This is a genomic window from Pseudomonas sp. PSE1(2024) (genome assembly GCF_050990555.1).
GTDB classification, from domain to species: domain Bacteria; phylum Pseudomonadota; class Gammaproteobacteria; order Pseudomonadales; family Pseudomonadaceae; genus Aquipseudomonas; species Aquipseudomonas aphyarum.
The window spans coordinates 1,559,663-1,582,466 of the sequence record NZ_CP158967.1; the positions used below are offsets into that span (position 1 = coordinate 1,559,663).

Here is a 22,804-nt window from a genome sequence, read left to right on the forward strand (position 1 = left end):
CGCAAGCATCTGATAGCACGGAGAAATTTTCGAAAGAGGGTTTGCTTTCGGTAAAAGTGTTGTTATGATGCGCGCCGTTGGAGAGATGCCAGAGTGGCCGAATGGGACGGATTCGAAATCCGTTGTACCTTCACCGGTACCTAGGGTTCGAATCCCTATCTCTCCGCCATACATAGAAAAAGCCCCGTAGATGAAAATCTACGGGGCTTTTTCGTTTCTGAGGGTTTTTTACTTGGATCGTTTATTTACGCATCAGAACTGAATCTCTAGCTCAATTCTGAATGGTAAAAACCTAGCGACCCAGTCATTCGCGCACTCTGAGAGATAACCCTACGTAGGCGTGATCCTTTCCAGAGAGGTTGAGTTGGCGTCGATAGTGCCAAGACCCTTTGTCGCCTGAGCTTTCGAAGTGATTCCATTGAGCTATCATCGTTGGAAAAATGGAGGGCTGTATGAAAAAGGTTTTTTCTGTAGCGGTTATAGCAATCACCGTGGCGCTATCAGGGAGTGTTCACGCACGCGGGAGCGGCTTCGGCAGTCATTCCTCGGTCAAGTCCAGCTACTCCTACGGAAGTCGTTCCGACCATTCGGTTAGTGGATATACGCGAAGCAATGGAACGTATGTTCGACCCTCTCATGCTACAAACCCAGACTTCACCAGGAACAATAACTACAGCACCAAAGGTAATGTGAATCCGTACACAGGAAAATTCGGCACTAAACCTCGTGATGGCATGTAGTTATGAGGCTGCCAGAGAAGGCATTTTATTCAATTGCGCTGTTTGTCTTGATGCTGGGGAGCACAACAACTTTCGCAGCTACATTTGATGGCTATGAATGTACGGATGATTGCTCAGGGCATCAGGCCGGTTATGAATGGGCCGAGGAAAAGGGAATTTACGATGAAAATTCCTGTAGTACCCCATCTGAGTCCTTTAACGAAGGCTGTCAGTCGTTTATCGAAGGAGGCGCAGGCGTTGTTTCAACGGACGATGATGGCGATGAAGAAAGCGACGATGACGAATGACCGCTCACCAAAACGGCCCCGTAGCTGAGAAGCTGCGGGGCTTTTTCGTTTCCGATCCAGCGCAATTCGCTACCCCAACTACTTCTGCCCCAAATCCACCACTTCCCAACTATCATCCGGATCAAACCGCTTCATCGCCTTCGCCACTTTCTCCCCATCCGGCCCGAGATCCTTCTGAAACACCTGGCCCTCATGGCTGATCATGAAGCTCATCACCCCGGTGTCGTCATACTTCGCTGGCCAAGCGATCAAGGCGAACCCGCGACTCATCTTGTCTCCAATCAGATAGCTGTAAGCGCCGCCCGGTGCTGACGGGCCTTGGGCGTCGAGGATGCGGAAGTGGTAGCCGTGCCAGTCTTCGTCGTTGATGGCCTGGCCGAAGGCGGGGCCGAGGGGGCTGATCTGGTTGGTGTCGTCTTCTGGCCAATAGAGGCCGTCGTGTTTGCCGGGGGAGCTGAAGATTTTCTGTGCGTATTCGAGGGCGCCGTCGCCGTCGCGGTCTTCCGAGGCGTAGTCCATTTGGGCGTCGTGGTAGGCCAGCGCCGATTGCACTGCCGCCAGTTCGTTGCGACCGATGCGGCGGGCGCGGATTTCGACTTGGGCGGCTTTCATGTCGAAGCGCCAGCCGGTTTTGTCTTTGATCAGCGGGATGGGCAGCGTCCAGTGATCGGGCCCGACGGAGAGCACGGCCTTGCTGTCGCCGGTCTTTTCCAGGGTGTGCTGTTCGCGGTATTGCTGCAGGAAGGCATCGACATCGCTGCGCTGTACGCCTTCGCGGGGAATGAAGCTGTGCCATTCCTCGCCCAGCAGTTCGGTCAGGCGTTTCTGATCGGCGTGTTGCGTACCGAGGGCTTCGACGAAGGCGTCAGCGGCTTTTTCCGGGGTTGGAAATACTTGCTGTGCTAAAGCAAGGCTCGAAAATGCGAGGCTCGCCGCGAGGGTCAGGCAGGTCCTGAACAGAGAATGAATGTTCATCGACGGCCACCTCCTCTCTGACGCATGCCCCCGCCGGATGGCCGGCTGATCTGATGTCCGGCGGCGCGTGAGGTGTTGGGACGTTGCGCGGAAATCTGGCTGGCCCGGCCGCGATCAGCCTGGACGCGGGTCTGTGACGGAGAGCGCGCGCCGGCGAAGGCGTTGTTGCGCGCGCTGCCCGCTGCGGGTCGGGCTTGGGACGCACGGTTGTCACGTTGATTGGCGCCCGGCTGGCGCGCCTCCCGCGTGTTGGCTTGAGCGCGGTCGGCGGCTCTGGGTCTGTCCGCGCCGCCTTGCATGCGATTGCCGACATTGGCGGATTGCGCTTCGCGGACTTGATTGCGAGCTTCCCGATTGCTGGTGGCGGGGCGTTCGAAACCGGCCCTGTCCATCGAACTGCGCGCCCGCTCCCGGGCCTGCGCCCGCTGCGCGTTGTCTCCGCGATAGGCGTCACGCTGAGCCGCACCGTCCAGCTGCCGGCCATACTGCGCGCGGCTGCGGTTGTCACGATAGGGCACGCCATCGCGATGCACGGTGTTGTGCTGCCACTTGTTCTGGTTGTTGGTGATGCGGTTATTGCCGTTGATATTGTTGTAACGGTTCACATCGATGTCGATGTCGTTATTGCCCCAGTCGCAGTCGCCCCACAACGACGCAACGACCGCCACGCCCGTACCGAAAGCCAATCCTGCCACCAGTGCCTGACCCGGGTAGTAAGCGGGTGGCGGCGGGTAATACACCGGCGGCGAGGCCGGATAAGGCCAGGTGCCGTAGGTGGTCGTCGGGTTATAGGTCGGGACGTAGACCACCTGCGGATCGGCGGGCTGAATGATGATGGTCGTGTTGTCGGCCGCCTTGGTTGTCCCGGCAGAGATGGGCGGCGTTACGTTCTGCACTGTCACATTCTGATATTGATTGCTCTGCAGATTGCCCGCCGCCTGGGCCTGACGCCGCAAGCGCTGAACGCCCGCCATGAGTTCGTCAGGCTGGGCCAGAAAGGCATCCCCCAGACGTTGCATCCAGACCGGGTCCTGCCCCAGAGTCGCCAAGACCTGCGGAAACGCCACCAACGCCTGCACGCTCGGATCCCACGTCTGGCTGGCTACCTGCTTGACCGCGTCATCGCCCTTGGCGTCCGGATGAGCCTTGGACCAGGTCACGGCTTCGGCGACTTCTCCCGGATAGGTGGTGGCCATCAGTACTTGAGCAAGCAGTGGGTCGGGATACAGGGCAATCGACGCGAGCATCTGATCGAGCTGTTCCGTGGTAAACACGGCATCTTTGGTCGCAGCGCTGGCAGCTGCCGGGGCCGCAGGCGCATCGGCGGCCTGCAACAAGAGCGGTGCAGCGCTCAAGGCGAGCAGGAGCGACGCGGCACGCAAGAGCGAACTGTGCATGACCTTTTCCCCACATCCAAATGGCAGGTTTGCAACACGCGAGGCATCCACGGCCAACATCGGACGCTGCGCCGTGAAGGAGGATGGTTGGCGATTGGCGTTCCGTCAAAAACTGCACAGGCTTTTTCGAAATAAGCACGTTGTCTGTGACTTACTGCACGTTTCCTTGCGTTTTGCGATAAATGACTAAACTTTCCGGTTCCAGGTCATGCATTGCCAACGAGCCTGGCTGTCGTTCCAACCCGAGAGGTCTGGTCATGGCAAAGGGAAAGAAGAAAGACTCGCCCAGAGAAAAACCTGACGAACATACAAAACTGTCAAACAAGGACTACCTTGCCGAGCTGCGCCGTTTGCATATCGAACTGGTGAAAATGCAGGAATGGGTGAAGGCCGAAGGCATCAAGATCTGCATCATCTTCGAAGGCCGTGACGGTGCGGGCAAGGGCGGCACCATCAAGGCGCTCACCGAACGGGTCAGCCCGCGAGTCTTTCGCGTCATCGCGTTGCCGGCCCCGACCGATCGCGAGAAGAGCCAGATGTACATGCAGCGCTATCTGCCCCATTTGCCGGCGGCCGGCGAAGTGGTGATCTTCGATCGCAGTTGGTACAACCGCGCCGGCGTCGAGCGGGTGATGGGTTTTTGCACGGACAAACAGGTCGACAAGTTTCTCAAGACCGTGCCGCTTGTGGAGCGCGCAGTCGTCGGTTCGGGAGTGATCCTGCTCAAGTACTGGCTGAATGTCAGCCAGGAAGAACAGACCCGGCGCCTGGAGGCGCGCATTGTCGACGGGCGCAAGATCTGGAAACTGTCGCCGATGGATCTCAAGTCCTACAGTCGCTGGTATGACTACTCCCGGGCACGGGACGACATGATCGAAGCGACCGACACCGATTACGCACCGTGGCTTGTGGCCAACTCGAACGACAAGCGTCGGGCGCGGCTCAATATCATCTCTGACCTGCTCAGTCGCATCCCCTATAAAGAGGTGCCGCGAGAGAAGGTGACATTGCCCAAGCGGCAGAAACCTGGGGGGTACAAGGAGTCGGATTATCCGTTCCGGCATATACCTGAGAGATTCTGAGGGGGTACTAGCTCACGCCATTTCCGCTGGCAGTTAAAAGCCTCGTCGTTGAAAAACTACGAGGCTTTTACGTAAATCGGTGCAGGTATCTGGAAAGTTGTTTTAGGCAAAAGAGATAGGGTGGGGGCGAAATCTCGTTTGGTATCGTTTTGGAGCGACGTCAGGCCAGGCTAGCGCATGTCAACTTCACTGAACTTCAGTGTGAGGGATTCATCATTCGAATCATTGAAGACGAGCTTGATAGCAGGTGTTTTGTTCAGCTTGCTATTGCTCTGCTGGAAAATCAGCGTGACCCGAGTAGGGACATTGCGGATTAACTGAAATCTCAGCCAGTAGCGATCTTCCACCTGACCAACCCGAATCGATTCAAACTTTAGTGGGCCTCCTGATTCGTCGAACAGGCGCGTGCTGTCATCAAAGCGGAAGCTGCGGTCCACATTCAAGTTCGTCAAATCGAAGGTGCATGTGGGCAATCTGCCGATATTTTCGCAACCAACAAGCTCAAAACGAACATTGTCCAAAACTTCCATGCGCTTGCCGAGCAGGTTGCTACCTTCGTTCTCTACGATTTTTGCCTGTAGTTTTGCAAACTCGAATGAGGGTTTTGCGTACTCGGTTCCCAAGATGAAGAACCCAAATGACACGCCGGAAATTATGACGAACTGCAAGCAGCCTCTCAGCAGCGGTGTGTAGTTGCGAATTTGCCATCCAATGGAAACTGCACCCAAGAACATGAAGGTGCTGACAAGCAATACCACGTTCTTCCAGCTGATGAAGCTGAACCCGAATACGCTTGGATCTGGCACTACGTAGGTAATCAGTGCCCACATGGCACCTAACAAAACACCGAGCCCGGCCATGCCTCGCGTGATCAGAGATGTGAGCTTCTGGGTACGAGAGAGAGGAACCGGTAAATCCTGATGGGAGAGCAAAGTTACGAACTCCTTGTTTCGTAGCCTGATCATGTGTCCGTGATGGTGAATGTCGGGCCGATTGGAGAAGAATCCCTCGTATCAGGGAATCATGGATTGTGGCAGCTTGCCATTATCCATCTGCAGTGATCCGGGTAAAGCCTGATTCCGCTTGAATTGATCGTAACCGGGATCAACTGATTGCTTTGCGGACGGGCATTTCAATTGAATGCTGCCTATGGGCATAGGCAGCATTTTTACCTCAGATCTCCTTGACCGGGGTCTCTCCCTGCACACCTTTGATCAGCTCGATCACATGCAGACAATCCGCCTTGTTCACATACGATTCGCCACTGGCGACCGTCTCGTGATTCCCCGCCCTTAATCTCCAGCGCCATTGGCCCTTGCCGGTGCTCGGGGTGCCTTTGGATTGCCTGTAAATCTCGAAATACATTCAGTTCGCTCCATGCGATTTATGTGCGACAACCTGTGTGACGCCTCGACGCAAGCCTAGCGGAGCGCGGATTTTTGGCTATCGGGGATTTGTTTCCAATCGTTCGTGGATGTTTCTGAAAGGCGCGGGCCAGAGCGCAGGAATCGGCCTTTGGATTGGCCGGAACGCCGTCGTTTCACCCTTGCATGACATTTCGGGCTGCTGCTTAATACGGTGCGGCTCATGGCGTCGAACAGCGTTCGGCGACCGACAATCACTATAAAAAAAGAGCAGTCCATTGACCCATCCGAATGGAACGCAGCACGCGGGCCCGGTGAAGTTGTCGCTGGTGGTTCCCGTGTTCAACGAAGAGGACAGCCTCGACGGTTTTCTCCTGCGCATTCGTCAGGTGTTCGAGGGTGATTCCCGGATCAGCCTCGAACTGGTGTTCGTCAACGACGGCAGTTCCGATACGACGCTGGAACGTCTCCTGAACTGCCAGCAGAGCGACTCACGCATCCGCATCGTTGATCTGAGCCGCAATTTCGGCAAGGAAGCGGCGCTGTCCGCCGGTTTGCAGATCGCCACCGGGCAGATCGTGGTGCCGATCGACGTTGATCTGCAGGATCCGCCCGAGGTCATTCTGCAAATGATCGAGCGCTGGCGCGAAGGTTTTGAAGTGGTGCTTGGCCACCGCATCAGCCGGCGCAGCGACTCCTGGGCCAAGCAGACTTCCGCCAGCTGGTTCTATCGCCTGCACAACAGAATTGCCGAACAGTCATTGCCGGAAAACGTCGGTGATTTCCGGCTGATGGATCGCTGCGTGGTCGACGCGCTGCTGACGCTGCCCGAATCCCGACGCTTCATGAAAGGCCTGTTCGCCTGGGTTGGATTTCGCACCACGCAAGTCGAATACGAGCGCCCGGAGCGGGCGTCTGGACGCAGCAAGTTCAATGGCTGGCGACTGTGGAATTTTGCGCTGGAAGGCATCACCAGTTTCAGCACCGAGCCGCTGCGGATCTGGACATATCTGGGAGCGATGGTGTCGCTGGTGTCGTTCGCCTTTGCCATGTTCATCGTGGTGCGCACGCTGTTGTACGGTGTCGATCTGCCGGGTTATGCGTCGCTGATGGTGGCCGTGACATTCCTCGGTGGCCTGCAACTGATCGGCATTGGCGTACTCGGTGAATACCTGGGGCGCACTTACATTGAAGCCAAGCGCCGACCGGTCTTTCTGGTACGCCGCGTTTACGATCCCAAGGACTGACCGATGGACCTCAAGGAAACCGACATCCTCGGCGACAGCATCGGCGAGCATTGGTATTACTGCTCCAAAGCGGCCGCCACCCGGCGCTTGCTGGGTGAAGCGCCGATCAAGCGAATTCTCGATGTCGGTGCCGGTTCAGGTTTCTTTTCCCACCATTTATTGACCCACACGGCGGCACGCGAAGCGTGGTGCGTGGACATCAGTTACCCGGCCGACTCCAGCGCCACCACCGCCGGAAAGCCGGTGCATTACCGTCGTTCCATCGACAGCGTGGACGCGGATCTGGTGTTGCTGATGGATGTGCTGGAACACGTTGATGACGACCTCGGCCTGCTCAAGTCGTACGTTGACAAGGTGCCGTCCGGCAGTCGTTTCCTGATGACCGTGCCGGCGTTCCAGTTCATGTGGAGCGGGCACGATGATTTTCTCGAACACAAACGTCGCTACACGCTGGGGCGATTCGAGGCTCTGGCGGGTAACGCCGGATTGAAGGTAGAGCGGGGCGCCTATTACTTCGGAGCGGTCTTCCCGATTGCGCTGGCATCGCGGCTGATACCCGGCGGTGCTCGGGGTTCGGCACCGCGTTCGCAGCTGAAAAAACATCATCCGCTGGTCAATACGCTGCTGAAAACCCTGTGCAGTCTCGAGCTGCCGTTGATGGGCATGAATCGCCTCGCCGGTTTGAGCGTGTTCGTGCTGGCGCGCAAACCGTGACGTCCGCCGAAAAGTCCGCATTGATCCAGCGCGGTCTGCGTTTCGCCGTGACCGGATTGTTCGTCACCGCGCTGCATGCGCTGGTGGCGGTGCTGTTCATCAACTTCGTCAGCCACCAGCCACCCCTGGCCAACGGCGTGGCCTTTATCGTGGCGACGGTGGTGTCCTATGTGATCAACACCACCTGGAGTTTTTCAGCCCGACTGCACGGGAAAACCCTGCTGCGTTTCATGCTGGTTTCGGTGGGCGGTTTTCTGTTGGCGATGTTCGTGGCCTGGGCGGCACAGATGGCCGGGCTGCACTATCTCGCCGGAATCGTTGCCGTGGCGCTGACGATTCCGGCATTCACTTTCGTACTGCACAACTTCTGGACATATCGATGACGGATTCACGGGAGCACCCGGCACTTTCCCTGCTGCCATTGTTCTTGGGTGTTCTGGTGTTTTTTCTGGTGGTCGGACCGCAAGCGCTGAACCCGCAGAACATCGCCTGGCTGGAGCAGGGCGATCCGGCCACGCATTATCTGGGCTGGGCGTTTTTCCGGCATGGTCCCTGGACATTCCCGCTCGGGCTCAATCCGTCCTACGGCCTGGAACTGGGCAGCGCGATCATTTTTTCCGACTCCAATCCACTGCTCGCGCTGTTGTTCAAACCGTTCAGTGGCTGGTTGCCGGATACCTTCCAGTATTTCGGTTTGTGGCTGCTGGCCTGTTGTGTCCTGCAAGCCTGGTTTGGCTGGAAACTGCTGGGGCTGATGACGCCCCATCCCGTGATTCGCCTTCTGGGTGCAGGGTTGCTGGCGTTCTCGCCGGTGATGTTTTTTCGCCTTGTGGGGCACCTTTCCCTGGCGGGCCATTTCCTGGTTCTGGCGGCGCTGTACCTGGCGTTGCTGCCGGATCTGCAACGTCGTCGCCTGGCGTGGGGCACGTTGCTGACGGTGACGGCCGGGGTGCACGCCTACCTGCTGGCCATGGTTGCGCTGATCTGGCTGGCGGACCTGCTGGGCAAGACATTGAGTCGGTCATTGACCCGGGGTCAGGGACTGATCGAGGGCGGCGTGCTTTTCGCGCTGGTGAGCGTGTGTTGCTGGCAGGCCGGTTACTTCAGCATTGCCGATGGCGCGGCATCCGGTGGTTTCGGTTTGTACCGGATGAATCTGCTGTCGCCCGCCGATCCGGCAGGCTGGTCCCGTCTCCTTCCCGGTCTGCCGAAAGAAGAGGGGGATTACGAAGGTTTCAACTACTTTGGCCTGGGTGTTCTGTTGCTGGTGCCGCCGGCTTTTTTGGCCTGGCTGCGAAACCGGCGACTCTTGAAGGATGAATTGCGTGCTCGTCCATGGCTGCTGGTGGCCATGCTCGGTTTATGGCTGTTCGCGCTGTCGAACCGAATAGGCATAGGCACGTTGACGTTCGAGTATCCGCTACCCGATCGAATCATCGCCCTGGCCAGTATTTTTCGCGCCTCGGGGCGGATGTTCTGGCCGGTGTTGTACGCCTGCGTCATGACCATGATTTTTCTGGTGGTTCGCGGTTATCGGCCACGCATCGCCATCGGTCTGCTGGCCGTCGCATTGTTGATCCAGGTGGCCGACACCCGCGATGGCTGGATGGCCATCAGGCAGGGGAAAATGCTGACGCCGTCATCGGTCTGGAGCAGTCCGATGACGGATCCCTTCTGGGCCAGTGCTGCTGCGCGTTACGCCAATGTGCGCAGCCTGATGCCGCAGAATCAGAGCGATCGCTGGCAGATGATCGCCGGTTTCGCAGCGACCCACGGGATGAAAACCGATGCGGTGTATCTGGGACGCATGAGCACTTCGGCGCTGGCGCAAGCACAGCAGAAAGCACGCGCGATGCTCGAGTCGGGGCAGTACGACGCGGACTCTTTGTACCTTCTTGATGACGATGCTCTGGTCGATGCCGCACGGAGCATCAACAGTGAAACCGATCTGCTGACGCGCGTGGACGGGGTGGCGGTGCTGGCGCCGGGCTGGAAACGCTGCGGCGAATGCCTGCAGGTGCCTGATGAAGGGCAACAGATTTTGCTCGCGCCCCTCACTCGTCCAGGGCAAACGCTGACCTTCAATTATCGCAATCGGCAATTGGCCAAGGGTTGGTCGAGGCCGGAAAGCTGGGGGACATGGACAGAAGGGCGACAGGCGAAAATCCAATTGCGGGTGCAGCCGCCGGTGCGTTCGATCGTGATCGACGCGCTGGCTTTCATCTCGCCCGGGCACCCCGACCAGCGGGTGATCGTCAGTCTGAATGGCCAACAGGTACTGGATACCCGATTGATGCAGTTTCAAGGCAATCGCCTGGAAATCCCGATCAGCGCCGCGCTCAGCCAGCGCCTCGGGAACGATGACCGGCTCGATATCGAATTGCAGCTGCCGGATGCCGTCAGCCCCCGACAGCTGGGTATCAACGACGATTCGCGGATCATGGGCCTGGGGCTGAAGACGTTGACGGTGCAATGACGCACCGTTTCGATGGACGCCGCCCCCACGGCCTTTCTACACTGCCGCAATCTGGGGATCGGGGGGCAATGGATGAACCGCAATGAACTACGCAAGGCCGACATCAACCTGATGGTGGTGTTCGAGACCTTGATGCTCGAACGCAACGTGACCCGTGCTGCCGAGAAACTGTTTCTCGGCCAGCCGACCATCAGCTCGGCGCTCAACCGTCTGCGCACCATGCTTAACGATCCGTTGTTCATCCGCGTCGGCCATCGCATGGAGCCGACCGCCCGCGCCGAAGATATTTATCGCCATCTGAAGCCCGCGCTCGACTCGCTGTCGGTGGCGCTCAGCCTGACCCGGGATTTCGATCCTGCCGTCAGCACCATGACCTTCCGAATCGGTCTGTCGGATGACGTCGAATTCGGCCTGCTGCCACCGTTGTTGCGTGCCTTGCGCCAGGAAGCGCCGAGCGTGGTGTTCGTGGTGCAGCACGTCGATTACTGGCGGATTCCCGATCTGCTGGCGGCGGGCGACATTACCGTCGGCATCAGCCAGACCCGCGGCCTGCCGGCCAACGCCAAACGCAAACTGCTGCGGCACATCCAGCCGAGCATCCTGCGTGCCGACAAGTCCGACACGCCGCTGACCCTCGATGAATATTGCGCACGCCCGCACGTGCTGGTTTCCCACACCGCCAATGTCAGTGGCTACGCCGATGAGTGGCTGGCGGACATCGGTCGCACCCGTCAGGTGGTGCTGTCGGTGCCGCAATACAGTTCGTTGCCGGCGCTGCTGGCCGGCACCGACCTGATCGCCAGCCTGCCGGATTACACCGCCGACGCCATGGCCGCTTCCGGGTTCTTGTTCAAGGAGCCGTTTCCGTTCAAGACCCCGACCCTCGACCTGTCGATGGTCTGGCTCAGCCACGTCGACAGCGACCCGGCCGAGCGCTGGTTGCGTTCGCGGCTGGAGCAGTTCATGAGTGAGCGGCCGGTGATGTCGTCGTTGGCGTGAGTCAGGCGTTGCTGTGTTATATGTACGACCTTTCCGCCGAACCACTGGAGCACCGAGATGCCACACCTGCACCTGGAATACACCGCCAACCTGCCGCAACTGAACGCCGACGTGGCGTTGATCCGGCTCAACAACACGCTGGTGGGTTCCGGTCAGTTCGCGGCGGAATTCGACATCAAGAGCCGTGCGATCAAGGTTGAAACCTTCAAGGTCGGCACCGCCATGAACGAGCGCGCCTTTGTCGCGGTAAGACTGGCGCTGCTCAGCGGGCGTTCCCCGGAGATCAAGAAGCAGCTGTCGCAGAGCCTGTTGGCGGTGTTGCAGGATCTGTGCGAATGGCCGGCCGGGGTCGAGGTGCAGTTGAGTGTGGAACTGCTCGACATCGACCGCGAGTCCTACAACAAGACCGCCATCGGCGTGTAAGACTCAGGCCGCTTCCAGCTCCGCGCAGGTCTTGATGACCTGCTCGCGCAGCCAGAGGTTGGCGCTGTCCTGATCGACGCTGTGGCTCCATTGCATGTCGAGGGTGAACCCCGGCAGACCGTTCGGCGCCTCGCAGTGATTGAACACGGCGTCGTTGGTCAGCAAACGCTGGATCCGCCGGGGCAGGGTCAGGATGAAATCGGTGCCGGTGATCATCTTCAACGCCGCGCTGTAGCTGTTGGAACGGGCGACGATCTGGCGTTTCTGCGCCTGCCGCGCCAGCCAGCCATCGACCATGTTGGTGGTCGACGTCCACGGTGTCGGGAACACATGCCGGCGTTCGGTGAAAGCTTGCAGACTCAGGCGCGGCTCCAGCGGCGTGGCGCGTTTGTCGAAGACGCAGACCAGGTCATCTTCCAGCAACATCCGTGATTTCAGGTCGGCGTGGCTGCGATGGAAGTGCGGGCCGAAGCAGATCACCAGATCGAGGCTGCCGTCGCGCAATTCTTCGACCGGCACGTCGGTTTCGAACTTGTGCATGTTGACCATCACCGGCAAGTCATCGAAGTCAAAGCGCTTCAACATCCGTGGCAGGATCAGTTGCTCGAAGTATTCCGGGGCGCAGATGTTGAAGGTCACCGGTTGCGCCATCGGATCGAAAGTCGGGGCGCCGGCGTGGCAGAGGTTGATGCTTTCGAGGATTTTCTGCACATGACCGTACATGCTGCTGGCCTTGTAGGTCGGGCGCATGCCGGTGCGGGTGTTGACGAACAAATCGTCTTCGAAGCTGGTGCGCAGTTTTTTCAGGCAGTAACTGACGGTGGACTGGCTGACGAACAGCGCCTCCGACACGTCGGTGACGCTGCTTTGCTCATACACGGCGACAAACACCATGAGATCCTGCATGTCGAGCTTTCTAAGCAAGTTACTGTTCAGCATCCGTTCTGTCTCGCTGTGCTCCTTGCGCCGAATCCGCGCAAACGTGTGCGCATGATCGTAACGGAACGATGGTGCCAGGAGAAAGCCCTGTAGGACTTTTCACGGTCAGTTGTGGGACAGAAAGTTTTAGTAACACGACGTACACAATCAAACCCGGAAAAGGTGGCCAGAAGCCTTTATCCAGACGGGTCGGCCTGCCATTCGCCCGATCAACCCATGTGCCGGGCGTAATATCGTGGGTTGAAGCGCAGCACCATCAGCAGCATGAGCGCCATCACTGCCGTCAGTGACCACCAGGCCCACTCGAAGCTGCCCAGTTGATCGCGAACTGCGCCGGCCATCAGGGGCGATAGTCCGGCAATCAGGTAGCCGATGCCTTGTACGAAGGCTGTGAGCCCGCCGGCACGTTGCGGTTCGTCGAGATGATCGAGGGATACGATCAGGCTCATCGGGAACAGTCCGCCAATGCCTAGTCCGAGCAGGCAGGGCCACAGCAGGCTCAGGTGCTGAGGGCTGAGGATCAGACCCAGAAATCCGGCGATGATCAGGCCGAGCAGGGTGCCGAGCACCAGGCGTCGGTCACGGCTGCGATTGGCGATGGCGGGCACCACCAGCCCGGAAATAACCTCCATGGCCGTCAGAAAACCCAACATCAGGCCGGCGTTTTGTTCGCTCCAGCCCTTTTCCACGTAGTACGGCGCCAGCCAGGCGAGCACGCAGGTGTAGGACGCAGTGCCGAGACCGAAGAAGATCGCGAGCAGCCAGGCGCGGGAATTCGTGAAGAAGGATTCTTTTCTGATAACAGATCGGGTGACGTCCGGTGACGTAGTTCGGGTTGCCCACCACACAGGAATGGCGAGCAATGCCAAAACTGCCCAGACGGCCAGTCCCGCCCGCCAGTTGCCGGTCTGCATCAGGACCCACGGAGCGAACGAAGCGGCCAGCGCCGCGCCGCCCATGATCGAAGTGACGTAAAGGCCCATGCACAGCGCCACGTTGTCGGGAAACCGCGATTTGATCAGCGCGGGCATCAAGGCTTGGATCAGTGCAATGCCGATCCCGGCCAGCACGGCGCTGGCGATCAATCCGCCCGCCGAATCGAGAAACAGCCGCGACAGCGTCGCCCCGCCAATGATCAACAACGACAGCAGCACCGTGCGCTGTTCACCGAGGCGCTGACTGACCGCCATACCGAAAAACATCGCCAGCCCCATCGCCATCACCGGCAGCAGGGTCAGCAACGCTGCGAGACTGAAACTCAGCGCCATATCGCCGCGAATGGCCGAGAGCAAGGGCCCGACCGCCGCCATCGACGGGCGCAGGTTGAGGGCGACCAGGATGATGCCGAGCATCAGCCAGGCAGCGGGGCGGGCAGTGGCGCGAACTTTTTCCATCTTCAGACCTTTGAACCAGAGGCGGTCGATTAGGCGGGCAGGCGAGCGGGGCGGCAAATCAGAAAGTCGGGAGCGCTATCGAGAAATTCGATACGGCACCTCGTCGCCCGCGACTGAACCACAGCTGAACCATTCTCAAATACTCCGAAACTTTCATGGTTATTTCATGGGCCAACTAATCGTTGGCTTCTTTTTCACAAAAAATTGATGGTTGCCTGCTTAAAGTTTGTGTTGTCTGAGTCAATGAAATTTTCACAATTGACGACGGCACTTCTTTCAAGGAAATAGCCCCTCGCCATGTTCAAGTTAAAAGCCGTGCGCCCGGAATGGGTGACGTTGTTTGCCAGCGCCTTTCTTTTGACCGGATTCAATTTCGTTCTCTGGCAGCACCTGTTCGACATCACCACTGCGGACGGCAAAGGCATTGCCATGCGCATTGCGTTCGGGGTGATGATCTTCGCGGCGTATAACATCGTGCTGACGTTGCTGGCGTTTCGACCCGTGTTGAAACCCGTGTTGACGTTGTTGTTTATGGTCAGCGCCGGCGTGGCTTATTTCATGAGCCAATACGGTGTAATGATCGATGCCGGCATGTTTAGAAACTTTGCCGAAACCAATGCCACTGAAGTGCGCGATCTGCTGTCTTTGAAGTTACTGGCTTATATCGTTTTTCTGGGTGTCTTGCCGTCCTGGTTGTTGTGGAAAGTTCCAGTCAACTATCGTCGCTGGCATCGCGAGTTATTAAGCAAAGTTATTGTGAGTGTCGCGTCGGTCGCGGTCATTGGCGGCGTCGCGCTGGCCAATTATCAAGGGCTGTCGTCGCTGTTTCGCAATCACCACGAAATTCGCCTGATGCTGGTGCCGAGCAACTACATCGGCGCCTCGGCCGGTTATCTGCGTGAGCAGGTGGCTTCGGCGCAGCAACCGTTCGTCACGATCGGCGAAGACGCCCAGCGCAATGCCGCCGTGCAGAACCATCCGCGCAAATCCCTGACGGTGCTGGTGGTGGGGGAAAGTGCCCGGGCGGAAAACTTCGGCATCCTCGGTTATGACCGCGACACCACGCCGAAACTGGACAAGGAAGCCGGCCTGATCGCCTTCACCGATGTGCATTCCTGTGGCACGGAAACCGCCGTGTCGGTGCCGTGCATGTTCTCCAACATGGGCCGCAAGGATTACGACGCCAGCAAGGCGAAGAATGAGGAAGGGCTGCTGGACGTGCTCAAGCGTGCCGGGATCGATGTGATCTGGCGCGACAACCAGTCCGGCTGCAAGGGCACCTGCGATCGCGTCACCTTGCAGGACGTCAGCAATCTGAAAGACCCGGCGCTGTGCGCCAACAGCGAATGCCGCGACGAAATCCTGTTGCAAGGCCTGCAAAGCTTCATCGATCACCTGGACAAGGACACCGTGCTGGTCCTGCATCAGATGGGCAGCCACGGCCCGGAATACTTCAAACGCTATCCGAAGGAATACGAGCGCTTCACCCCGGTGTGTGAAAGCAATGCGCTGAACAATTGCAGCCGCGAGAGCATCGTCAACGGCTACGACAACACGCTGGTGTACACCGACCATGTGCTGTCGAGCCTGATCGATGTGCTGCGCAGCAATCAGGACAAGGTCGATACCGCCATGCTGTACCTGTCCGACCACGGCGAATCCCTGGGCGAGTACAACCTGTTCCTCCACGGCACGCCGTACATGCTGGCGCCGGAGCAGCAGAAACACGTGGCGATGCTGGCGTGGTTCTCCGATAGCTATCAGAAGTCCTACTCGGTCGACACCCATTGCCTGCAAATGAGCCGCGACAAACCGCTGAGCCAGGACAACCTGTTCCACTCGATGCTCGGCCTGCTGGAAGTGCAGAGCAAGGTCTACCAGCCGGATCTGGACATGTTTGCCGGCTGCCGGGGGGCGGTGATCGACGGGGTGCTGGCCAAGGACTGAGCCGGCAGACTCACTCTGTAAGACTATTCTTTCCCTCAGGCAGGAGATTTCATCAAGCTCTTGCCCTGTAAAGGCGCGGAAAGCGCCGGTGGCGATATATACTGCGCGCCATTCTTGAAGGGAGAGCCGTGTGGCCATCGATATTCACTGGATTCGCGACAACGATAGCCTCGCGCAGTTTTGCGCCGAGTGGCAGCAGCTGCCGTTCGTTGCCCTCGACACCGAATTCATGCGGGTCGACACCTTCTACCCGATTGCCGGCCTGTTGCAGGTCGGCGACGGCAAACGCGCCTACCTGATCGACCCGCTGACCATCAACGCCTGGCAACCCTTGGCCGCGTTGCTGGAAAACCCGGCGGTGCTCAAAGTCCTGCACGCCTGCAGCGAAGACCTCGAAGTCCTGCTGCGCCTGACCGGCAGCCTGCCGGCGCCGCTGTTCGACACCCAACTGGCCGCTGCCTACCTGAACCTCGGGTTCTCGATGGGCTATTCGCGTCTGGTGCAGGAAGTGCTCGGCATCGAACTGCCGAAGGGCGAAACCCGTTCCGACTGGTTGCAGCGTCCGTTGTCCGACACGCAAATCAGCTATGCCGCCGAAGACGCCGTGCATCTGGCGGAGGTTTTCGTACAACTTCGTCCGAAGCTGTCTGACGACAAATTCGCCTGGGTACTGGAGGATGGCGCCGAACTGGTCGCCAACCTGCGCCGCGAGACCGATCCGTACGAGGTGTATCGCGAGGCCAAACTGGCGTGGAAACTGTCCCGCGCCCAACTGGCCGTGCTGCGTGAGCTGTGCGCCTGGCGTGAACGCGAGGCCCGCGCCCGCGACCTGCCGCGCAACCGCATCGTGCGTGAGCACTCGCTGTGGCCGCTGGCCCGGACCCAACCGGACAACCTGAGCGCGCTGGGCAAGATCGAAGACATGCACCCGCGTACCGTGCGTCAGGACGGCGAGTTTCTGCTTGATCTGATCAAGCGCTCTGGCAGTGTGGGGCCTGATCAATGGCCGCCAGCCGTGCCGGAGCCGTTGCCGATCGAAGCCGCTGCGCTGATCAAACAGCTGCGGGCGCTCGGTCAGGCCGAAGCTGAACGTCTGGGCATCGCGCCGGAACTGATGCTGCGCAAGAAAACCCTCGAAGCGCTGGTCAAAAGCGGCTTCCCCGAGGGTCCTTACCAATTGCCTGATTCGCTGCGTGGCTGGCGCCGCGAATTGATGGGCCAGAAGCTGCTCGACAGCCTGGCCACCGCCGGAGAACAGCCTTGAAACGTATTTGTTCCATTTATCAAAGTTCGAAGAAAAGCGGCATGTACCTTTACGTGCTCAAGAGCGATGCGCTGGAGCGCGTGCCGGAAGGTCTGATGGCGGCGTTCGGCAAGGCCAAGCATTCCTTCGACCTGGTGTTGACCCCCGAGCGCAAGCTGGCCAGCGAAGACATCGCCGTGGTCCTGGAAAACCTCGAAAAGCAGGGCTATCACCTGCAAATGCCACCGGCCGAGGAAGAGTACATCGAGCACTTGCCCGAAGAGTTGCTGCGACGCAACGACCCGGTCTGATCCGCGAGGCCCTGTCCTGGGCCTCTTGTAACCCCTGGAACGGTTTTTACGGCGACGGCTGCCACGAAGTGGACGGCCGCCTGCACGGTTTGCGAAAGGTTTGAAGATGCGCGTTCTGATTGCTGAACACGACCACGCGATATACGCCCGACTGCTGCGTCAGGCGGCTCCGGAGCTGGAAGTGCTGACCAGCGGCGACTCCGCCGAACTGGCCCGCCAGGCCGTCGATTGCCCGGTGTGGCTGGGGCAGCCGGATCTGCTGGCGACCCTGTTGCGTCAGGGCCACCAGCCGCAATGGCTGCAATCGACCTGGGCCGGGATCACGCCGCTACTGGCCGACGGCCTGCGCCGGGATTACCGCCTGACCCGGGCAGTCGGCATTTTCGGCCAGGTTATGGCTGAATACGTGCTGACCTACATGCTCGGCCACGAGCGTGAAGTGCTGGCGCGGCTGGTCAGCCAGGTCGAGCGCAAGTGGGACAACCGCACCGGTCAGAGTCTGGTCGGGCGCAAGGTGTTGATCGTTGGCACCGGTGACATCGGCCAGAGCGTGGCGCAGTTCCTGCTGCCGTTCGGCGTCGAGTTGTACGGCATCGCCAGCAGCGCCCGCGAGCAGGCGCCGTTTGTCGAAGTCGGTTCGATGGCGGATCTGCCACGGCTGGTGGGCGAGGTGGATTATGTGGTCAATCTGCTGCCCAACACCGAGCACACCCACGATATCTACGACGCTGCGCTGTTCAAGCAATTCAAGCCGACCGGTTTGTTCATCAACGCCGGGCGCGGTGTGGCGGTGGTCGATGCTGATCTGGTCGAAGCGTTGAAGGAAGGCCATCTGGCGGGCGCGGTGATCGACGTCTGCCGCCAGGAACCGCTGCCGCAACGGCATCCGTTCTGGACCGCATGGGGCTTGCTGCTGACCGGGCACAGCTCGGCGCCGACCTCGCCGCCGATGATGGTGCAGTTGTTTCTGGATAACTTGCGGGCGTATCAGGCGGGCGAGGCGTTGCGTGGGGAAGTGGATTTCGCACGCGGTTACTGAGTCCAGAGAGATCGTTCCCACGCTCCGCGTGGGAACGCCTCAAGGGACGCGGAGCGTCCAGTGACGCGGAGCGTCACGGGCTGCATTCCCACGCGGAGCGTGGGAACGATCAAGCGGGGCTTAGAGGGTGAAATCGCCTTCAGCCGCCAGTTCGCTCAGCGGACGACGCGGGCTCGGTGTTTCCCGTGCTTGCAGGTAGTCCGCCAGGGTTGCCTTGTCACCCAGCTTGCCCACCGCCACGGCGGCGTGCAGCGCATAACCCTCCGGAATGTTCAGCTCCTTGCGGGTTAGCTCCTGATCGAAGCCGGCCATGCCGTGGGTGTGCCAGCCGCTCAGGCTCGCTTGCAGCGCCAGATGGCCCCACGCGGAACCGGTGTCGAAGGTGTGCCACAGCGCTGGCGTTTCCTCGGTCGCGCCCGGTGCGGTGAAGGTGGTTTTCGAAATCACGATCACCAGTGCCGAAGCGTGTTGTGCCCAGCTGCGGTTGAATTCATTGAGCAGGCCCAGGTAACGCTCCCAGTTCGGGGTGTCGCGACGGGCGTAGAGAAAACGCCACGGCTGCGAGTTGTACGCCGACGGCGCCCAGCGCGCGGCTTCGAAGAAGCTCAGCAGGGTTTCCTCGGAAATCGCTTCGCCGGTGAAGGCGCGGGGCGACCAGCGATCGGTGAACTGCGGGTGAATGGCGTATTCGGCAACGCGAGGGTTGGCACTCATCGAGAGATTCCTTGCTACGTTTGAGGACAGGTTGGAAGCGAAACCCGGCGGGATCAGTTGGGCTGAACGATGGGGTCGTGGCGCAAGCCTGCAGTTCACCGGAGGCAACGCGGTCGAGCGTTAATGGCATCCGGTAAAGGCCTGGTGAGACTGGCAAAGCTACTTGGCCGCGCAAAAACTGACAAGCCCTGCACAACCGGCAGTCGCCAGCGCTTGGATCACGGGGCCTTGGGCACTAGACTGGCGGCCTTTTCACCACCTGATGTTGATGCTTGAGCCATGGCCGCCAAAGTCGAACCGTTCTGGATACGCAAAACCCTCGATCAACTCGATCACGAGGAATGGGAATCGCTGTGCGACGGTTGCGGCCTGTGCTGCCTGCAGAAGCTCGAGGATGAAGAAGACAACAGCGTCTATTACACGCGCATCGCCTGCAAACTGCTGGACCTGAAAACCTGCCAGTGCAGCGATTACCCGAACCGCATGAAGTTTGTCCCGGACTGCATCCAGCTCACCCCGGGCCAGGCCGAAGAATTCAAATGGCTGCCGCCGACCTGCGGTTATCGACTGGTCAGCGAAGGCAAGGATCTGCCGCTGTGGCATCACCTGGTCTGCGGTGATCGCGACGCGGTGCACCACGAACGGATTTCCCAGTCCGGGCGCATGCTCGCCGAAGGCAGCGTGCCGGAAGACGACTGGGAAGATCACCTGATTTTCCGCGCAGGTTAACGATTGACCAAGGAGCAGGTATGGCGACGGGATTGCGCCGGGCGCTGATCGTCACGTTGCTGGCGCTGAGTGCGCCGGTGTGGGCGGCAAAGAAAGTCGATCTGGATTATCAGGTACGCCTGCTGCCGCAGAGCGATCAGGCCGAAGTGCGCCTGACCCTCGCCAAGGGCGAAGCAGTGCGCAGCCTGGATTTCGATCTCGGCGATGGCAGCCATTACAGCGACTTCAAGGCCGACGGCCAATGGCAACTGACGCCGGGCAAACCGGCGCGAGGGGTCTGGCGCCCGACGGCGGACAAGGCCAGCCTGACCTACCGCGTACGCATCAGCCACGGCCGCAAGAACGGCAGCTTCGACACGCGCATGACCCCGACCTGGGCGCTGATGCGCGGTGATGAACTGGTGCCGCCGGCCAGGCTCGATCAGCAGGACGGCATCGAACTGGTCGCGCGCCTGCACTTCGAATTGCCCGACGGCTGGAAAAGCGTCGAAACCGCCTGGCCGCGCATCGGCAAGAACAAATTCCGCATCGACAATCCGTCACGCCTGTTCGACCGCCCGACCGGCTGGATGCTCGCCGGCCACCTCGGCAGCCGTCGCACCCGACTGGGGGAAACCGAAGTCACCGTGGCCTCGCCGCAAGGGCAGGGCATGCGCCGGATGGACGTGCTGACGCTGCTGACGTTCGTCTGGCCGCAGGTGCAGGCGGTGTTTCCGCGGCATCCGAGCAAACTGTTGATTGTCGGTGCCAACGACCCGATGTGGCGCGGCAGCCTGGCGGCACGGGAGTCGATCTACCTCAACACGCGCTTGCCGCTGGTCAGCGAAAGCGGCAGCAGCGCACTGGTGCGCGAGTTGGCGCAGGTGTTCGGACGGATCAACGACGAGCAGCGCAGCGACTGGATCAGCGAGGGGTTTGCCGAGTATTACTCGATCGAACTGGTGCGCCGTGCCGGGGGGATGAGCGACGAGCGTTATCAGGCGTTACAGGCGAAACTGGCCAAGGACAGCCAGAAGGTCACGACCCTGCGCGGCGAGCAGATCAGCCCGGCGCAGCTATCGAAAGCGGTGCTGTTGTTACAGGAGCTGGACGGCGAGATTCGCCTGAAGACCCGCAACAAGCGCTCGCTGGATGACGTGCTGCGCGGGGCGATGCATCTGGGGACGGTGGACACCAAAGAGTTCGTGCAACTCGCCGAAAGCATTCTCGGCGAGTCGTCCAAAGTCCTTGATACCGGGTTGCTTCGGTAGCGGTCAAACCCCGGCTTTCGGCGATTTCACCGAGTCATTGCCGGTCACGGTGGCGGTTTTGGTTGCCGCTTCGGCATTGGCCTTGAGCTTGCTCAGCTCCTCACCGGCGCGCTCGATCTTCGCCCGGACGTTGTTCATGTCCTGACGGCTTTTCTCCAGCAGGCTTTTCACCGAGCTATGACCAGTGATGCCGCGGGCCATGGCCACGCCGCCAATCGCCACCTGAATCAGTCCGAATACGCCGCCACGGCGCAGGCCCTTGCCGACCATGATCACGCCGCCGGCCAGCGAGCCGATGCGCTCCCAGCCTTCGACGTTCTGCTCGGAACGGCTCTGGAACGGGGTGGATTCGATACGCTCGACGCGTTTGAGCTCGGTCATGATCTTTCTCCAGGCAATGAGTAATCGATAAACAAGCTGACTGCGCAGGCGGTCAGCTCGTTCCATCTAATGTGCGGCGTTTCAGCGGAATTTCGGCCCGGAGCGGGTGTTGAGGCCTTTGGCCATCCGGTCGTAAAGCACGACGTTGACCGTGGCGGCGAGGTTCATGCAGCCGGTGGTCGGGATGTACACGACGTCTTCGCACCAGTCGCGGATCTCTTGATCCAGCGAACCGTCTTCGGGGCCGAAGATGTACAGGGCGCGATCGGGGTGGGTGTATTCCGGCAGCGGGCGGGCGCCGTCGACCAGTTCCACGGCGACCGGGACGCAGTTGAGCGGCAGGATCTTTTTCAGGTCATCGATGCCGATCAGCGGGATGTCGTAGTGCACGCGCTTGGTGTCGGTGACGAAGTCGGCGGCGCGCTCATAGCGCTTGCCGGTGTAGAACACGGTCGACACGCCGTAGCAGCCAGCGGCGCGCATCACCGAACCGACGTTTTCCGGTGATTTGGGGTTATACAAACCAATGCAGCTGTACCGTTTGTCTGCCACGAGCGGGGTGCCTTCGGGAAAAAGAGGGCGATTATACGGGGATTGGGGGAGGGCGGGCAGATTCAGGATCTGCGGTGCTGATCGTTCCCACGCTCTACGTGGGAATGCCTCAATGGACGCTCTGCGTCCGCTTTGGGACGCGGAGCGTCCCGGGCTGCATTCCCACGCAGAGCGTGGGAACGATCAGAGTTGGGGGATCAGTCTTCTTTTTTCATGAGGCCGGCCAGGGCAGCAAACGGGTTGTGCGTGGCCTTGGCGATTTTCGGCGTGCTCAGCGAGCCTTCGCCGAAGTACTGCTGGTCGGTATAGCGCGAGTGCTCGTTGTCGTGGCAGTACAGGCACAGCAGTTCCCAGTTGGAACCGTCCTGCGGGTTGTTGTCGTGGTTGTGGTCGCGGTGGTGCACGGTCAGCTCGCTCAGGCGCTTGCCGGAAAACTCACGGGCGCAGCGGCCGCACACGTGCGGGTACATCTTCAGGGCCTTGTCGCGGTAGCCCATTTCCTTGTCGCGCTGGTTGTCGGCGAGGATGCGATCCAGCTTCGAAGTGTTGGTCGGGGTGGACGAACTCATGGGTTCACCTTTGTAAAAAGACTAATGACGGT

The 22,804-nt window shown here is 59.8% G+C and carries 24 protein-coding genes and 1 tRNA gene; 15 read left to right on the plus strand and 10 right to left on the minus strand.

The window, feature by feature from the left end; genetic code table 11:
• The first annotated feature begins 79 nt into the window (after positions 1–79).
• Together ABTV87_RS07015 and ABTV87_RS07020 are read left to right on the plus strand one after the other, a co-directional pair.
• A tRNA-Ser gene (locus ABTV87_RS07015) sits at positions 80–169 on the plus strand.
• 573 nt (positions 170–742) lie between these two features.
• Positions 743–1,027 (plus strand): hypothetical protein, encoded by a 285-nt coding sequence (locus ABTV87_RS07020; protein ID WP_045121851.1) that lies wholly within the window; start codon positions 743–745, stop codon positions 1,025–1,027.
• A gap of 78 nt (positions 1,028–1,105) precedes the next feature.
• Here the strand turns inward: ABTV87_RS07020 and ABTV87_RS07025 are convergent, their stop codons facing one another.
• The gene (locus tag ABTV87_RS07025) at positions 1,106–2,002 is read right to left on the minus strand and encodes a DUF2950 domain-containing protein (protein ID WP_433899172.1); all 897 of its coding nucleotides are present in this window, start codon (positions 2,000–2,002) and stop codon (positions 1,106–1,108) included.
• Positions 1,999–3,399 (minus strand): DUF3300 domain-containing protein, encoded by a 1,401-nt coding sequence (locus ABTV87_RS07030; protein ID WP_258713037.1) that lies wholly within the window; start codon positions 3,397–3,399, stop codon positions 1,999–2,001. The genes ABTV87_RS07025 and ABTV87_RS07030 overlap by 4 nt, the downstream gene beginning before the upstream one ends.
• A gap of 257 nt (positions 3,400–3,656) precedes the next feature.
• Here ABTV87_RS07030 and ppk2 point away from each other — a divergent pair, with 257 nt between their 5' ends.
• A complete protein-coding gene (ppk2, locus tag ABTV87_RS07035; RefSeq protein ID WP_039772662.1) occupies positions 3,657–4,481 on the plus strand; it encodes a polyphosphate kinase 2 in 825 nt (274 codons plus the stop codon).
• A 170-nt stretch (positions 4,482–4,651) separates the two neighbouring features.
• Here ppk2 and ABTV87_RS07040 read toward each other — a convergent pair whose 3' ends face one another.
• Positions 4,652–5,413: a hypothetical protein gene (locus tag ABTV87_RS07040; RefSeq protein WP_085605572.1), complete on the minus strand. Its 762-nt coding sequence runs from the start codon at positions 5,411–5,413 to the stop codon at positions 4,652–4,654.
• Between the two features lie 241 nt (positions 5,414–5,654).
• The gene (locus ABTV87_RS07045; RefSeq protein WP_007958030.1) at positions 5,655–5,846 is read right to left on the minus strand and encodes a YegP family protein; all 192 of its coding nucleotides are present in this window, start codon (positions 5,844–5,846) and stop codon (positions 5,655–5,657) included.
• A 277-nt stretch (positions 5,847–6,123) separates the two neighbouring features.
• Here ABTV87_RS07045 and ABTV87_RS07050 point away from each other — a divergent pair, with 277 nt between their 5' ends.
• From ABTV87_RS07050 to ABTV87_RS07075, 6 genes are all read left to right on the plus strand, one after another.
• Positions 6,124–7,092, plus strand: coding sequence for a glycosyltransferase family 2 protein (locus ABTV87_RS07050; protein WP_433899173.1), 969 nt, complete (start codon positions 6,124–6,126; stop codon positions 7,090–7,092).
• 3 nt (positions 7,093–7,095) lie between these two features.
• On the plus strand, positions 7,096–7,806 hold the full coding sequence (locus ABTV87_RS07055; RefSeq protein WP_433899174.1) for a class I SAM-dependent methyltransferase: 711 nt from the start codon (positions 7,096–7,098) through the stop codon (positions 7,804–7,806).
• Positions 7,803–8,189: a GtrA family protein gene (locus ABTV87_RS07060; protein ID WP_221535242.1), complete on the plus strand. Its 387-nt coding sequence runs from the start codon at positions 7,803–7,805 to the stop codon at positions 8,187–8,189. The genes ABTV87_RS07055 and ABTV87_RS07060 overlap by 4 nt, the downstream gene beginning before the upstream one ends.
• Positions 8,186–10,282 (plus strand): DUF6311 domain-containing protein, encoded by a 2,097-nt coding sequence (locus ABTV87_RS07065; protein WP_433899175.1) that lies wholly within the window; start codon positions 8,186–8,188, stop codon positions 10,280–10,282. The genes ABTV87_RS07060 and ABTV87_RS07065 overlap by 4 nt, the downstream gene beginning before the upstream one ends.
• A gap of 72 nt (positions 10,283–10,354) precedes the next feature.
• Positions 10,355–11,281 (plus strand): LysR substrate-binding domain-containing protein, encoded by a 927-nt coding sequence (locus ABTV87_RS07070; protein WP_045121852.1) that lies wholly within the window; start codon positions 10,355–10,357, stop codon positions 11,279–11,281.
• A gap of 57 nt (positions 11,282–11,338) precedes the next feature.
• A complete protein-coding gene (locus tag ABTV87_RS07075; RefSeq protein WP_221535240.1) occupies positions 11,339–11,704 on the plus strand; it encodes a 5-carboxymethyl-2-hydroxymuconate Delta-isomerase in 366 nt (121 codons plus the stop codon).
• A 3-nt stretch (positions 11,705–11,707) separates the two neighbouring features.
• Here ABTV87_RS07075 and ABTV87_RS07080 read toward each other — a convergent pair whose 3' ends face one another.
• Both ABTV87_RS07080 and ABTV87_RS07085 read right to left on the minus strand, forming a co-directional pair.
• Positions 11,708–12,643, minus strand: a complete 936-nt coding sequence (locus ABTV87_RS07080; RefSeq protein WP_433899176.1) for a LysR substrate-binding domain-containing protein — start codon at positions 12,641–12,643, stop codon at positions 11,708–11,710.
• 209 nt (positions 12,644–12,852) lie between these two features.
• Positions 12,853–14,037 carry a cyanate transporter gene (locus ABTV87_RS07085; protein WP_433899177.1) on the minus strand — a complete coding sequence of 395 codons (1,185 nt, stop codon included), beginning with the start codon at positions 14,035–14,037 and terminating at the stop codon, positions 12,853–12,855.
• A 297-nt stretch (positions 14,038–14,334) separates the two neighbouring features.
• Between ABTV87_RS07085 and ABTV87_RS07090 the strand changes: the two genes are divergently transcribed.
• The 4 genes from ABTV87_RS07090 to ABTV87_RS07105 all read left to right on the plus strand — a co-directional run bounded on the left by ABTV87_RS07090 (position 14,335) and on the right by ABTV87_RS07105 (position 18,577).
• Positions 14,335–15,984 carry a phosphoethanolamine transferase gene (locus ABTV87_RS07090; protein WP_433899178.1) on the plus strand — a complete coding sequence of 550 codons (1,650 nt, stop codon included), beginning with the start codon at positions 14,335–14,337 and terminating at the stop codon, positions 15,982–15,984.
• Positions 15,985–16,114: 130 nt separating this feature from the next.
• On the plus strand, positions 16,115–17,248 hold the full coding sequence (gene rnd, locus ABTV87_RS07095) for a ribonuclease D (protein WP_007958043.1): 1,134 nt from the start codon (positions 16,115–16,117) through the stop codon (positions 17,246–17,248).
• Positions 17,245–17,538, plus strand: a complete 294-nt coding sequence (locus ABTV87_RS07100; protein ID WP_007958052.1) for a YcgL domain-containing protein — start codon at positions 17,245–17,247, stop codon at positions 17,536–17,538. Before rnd ends, ABTV87_RS07100 begins: the two co-directional genes overlap by 4 nt.
• Before the next feature lie 106 nt (positions 17,539–17,644).
• Complete coding sequence (locus ABTV87_RS07105) at positions 17,645–18,577, plus strand: D-2-hydroxyacid dehydrogenase (protein WP_085605590.1); 933 nt, start codon at positions 17,645–17,647, stop codon at positions 18,575–18,577.
• Positions 18,578–18,697: 120 nt separating this feature from the next.
• On the opposite strand, the gene ABTV87_RS07110 is transcribed toward ABTV87_RS07105, so the two are convergent.
• Complete coding sequence (locus ABTV87_RS07110; RefSeq protein WP_085605592.1) at positions 18,698–19,291, minus strand: nitroreductase family protein; 594 nt, start codon at positions 19,289–19,291, stop codon at positions 18,698–18,700.
• 279 nt (positions 19,292–19,570) lie between these two features.
• On the opposite strand from ABTV87_RS07110, the gene ABTV87_RS07115 reads away from it, so the two are divergent.
• On the plus strand, positions 19,571–20,020 hold the full coding sequence (locus tag ABTV87_RS07115; RefSeq protein WP_007958058.1) for a YcgN family cysteine cluster protein: 450 nt from the start codon (positions 19,571–19,573) through the stop codon (positions 20,018–20,020).
• Between the two features lie 20 nt (positions 20,021–20,040).
• Positions 20,041–21,270: a hypothetical protein gene (locus ABTV87_RS07120; RefSeq protein WP_433899179.1), complete on the plus strand. Its 1,230-nt coding sequence runs from the start codon at positions 20,041–20,043 to the stop codon at positions 21,268–21,270.
• Between the two features lie 3 nt (positions 21,271–21,273).
• Here ABTV87_RS07120 and ABTV87_RS07125 read toward each other — a convergent pair whose 3' ends face one another.
• The 3 genes from ABTV87_RS07125 to ABTV87_RS07135 all read right to left on the minus strand — a co-directional run bounded on the left by ABTV87_RS07125 (position 21,274) and on the right by ABTV87_RS07135 (position 22,772).
• Positions 21,274–21,651 carry a YgaP family membrane protein gene (locus ABTV87_RS07125; RefSeq protein ID WP_007958064.1) on the minus strand — a complete coding sequence of 126 codons (378 nt, stop codon included), beginning with the start codon at positions 21,649–21,651 and terminating at the stop codon, positions 21,274–21,276.
• 81 nt (positions 21,652–21,732) lie between these two features.
• On the minus strand, positions 21,733–22,203 hold the full coding sequence (locus ABTV87_RS07130; RefSeq protein WP_007958066.1) for an RNA methyltransferase: 471 nt from the start codon (positions 22,201–22,203) through the stop codon (positions 21,733–21,735).
• Between the two features lie 197 nt (positions 22,204–22,400).
• On the minus strand, positions 22,401–22,772 hold the full coding sequence (locus ABTV87_RS07135; RefSeq protein WP_007944009.1) for a YajD family HNH nuclease: 372 nt from the start codon (positions 22,770–22,772) through the stop codon (positions 22,401–22,403).
• Positions 22,773–22,804: the final 32 nt, after the last annotated feature.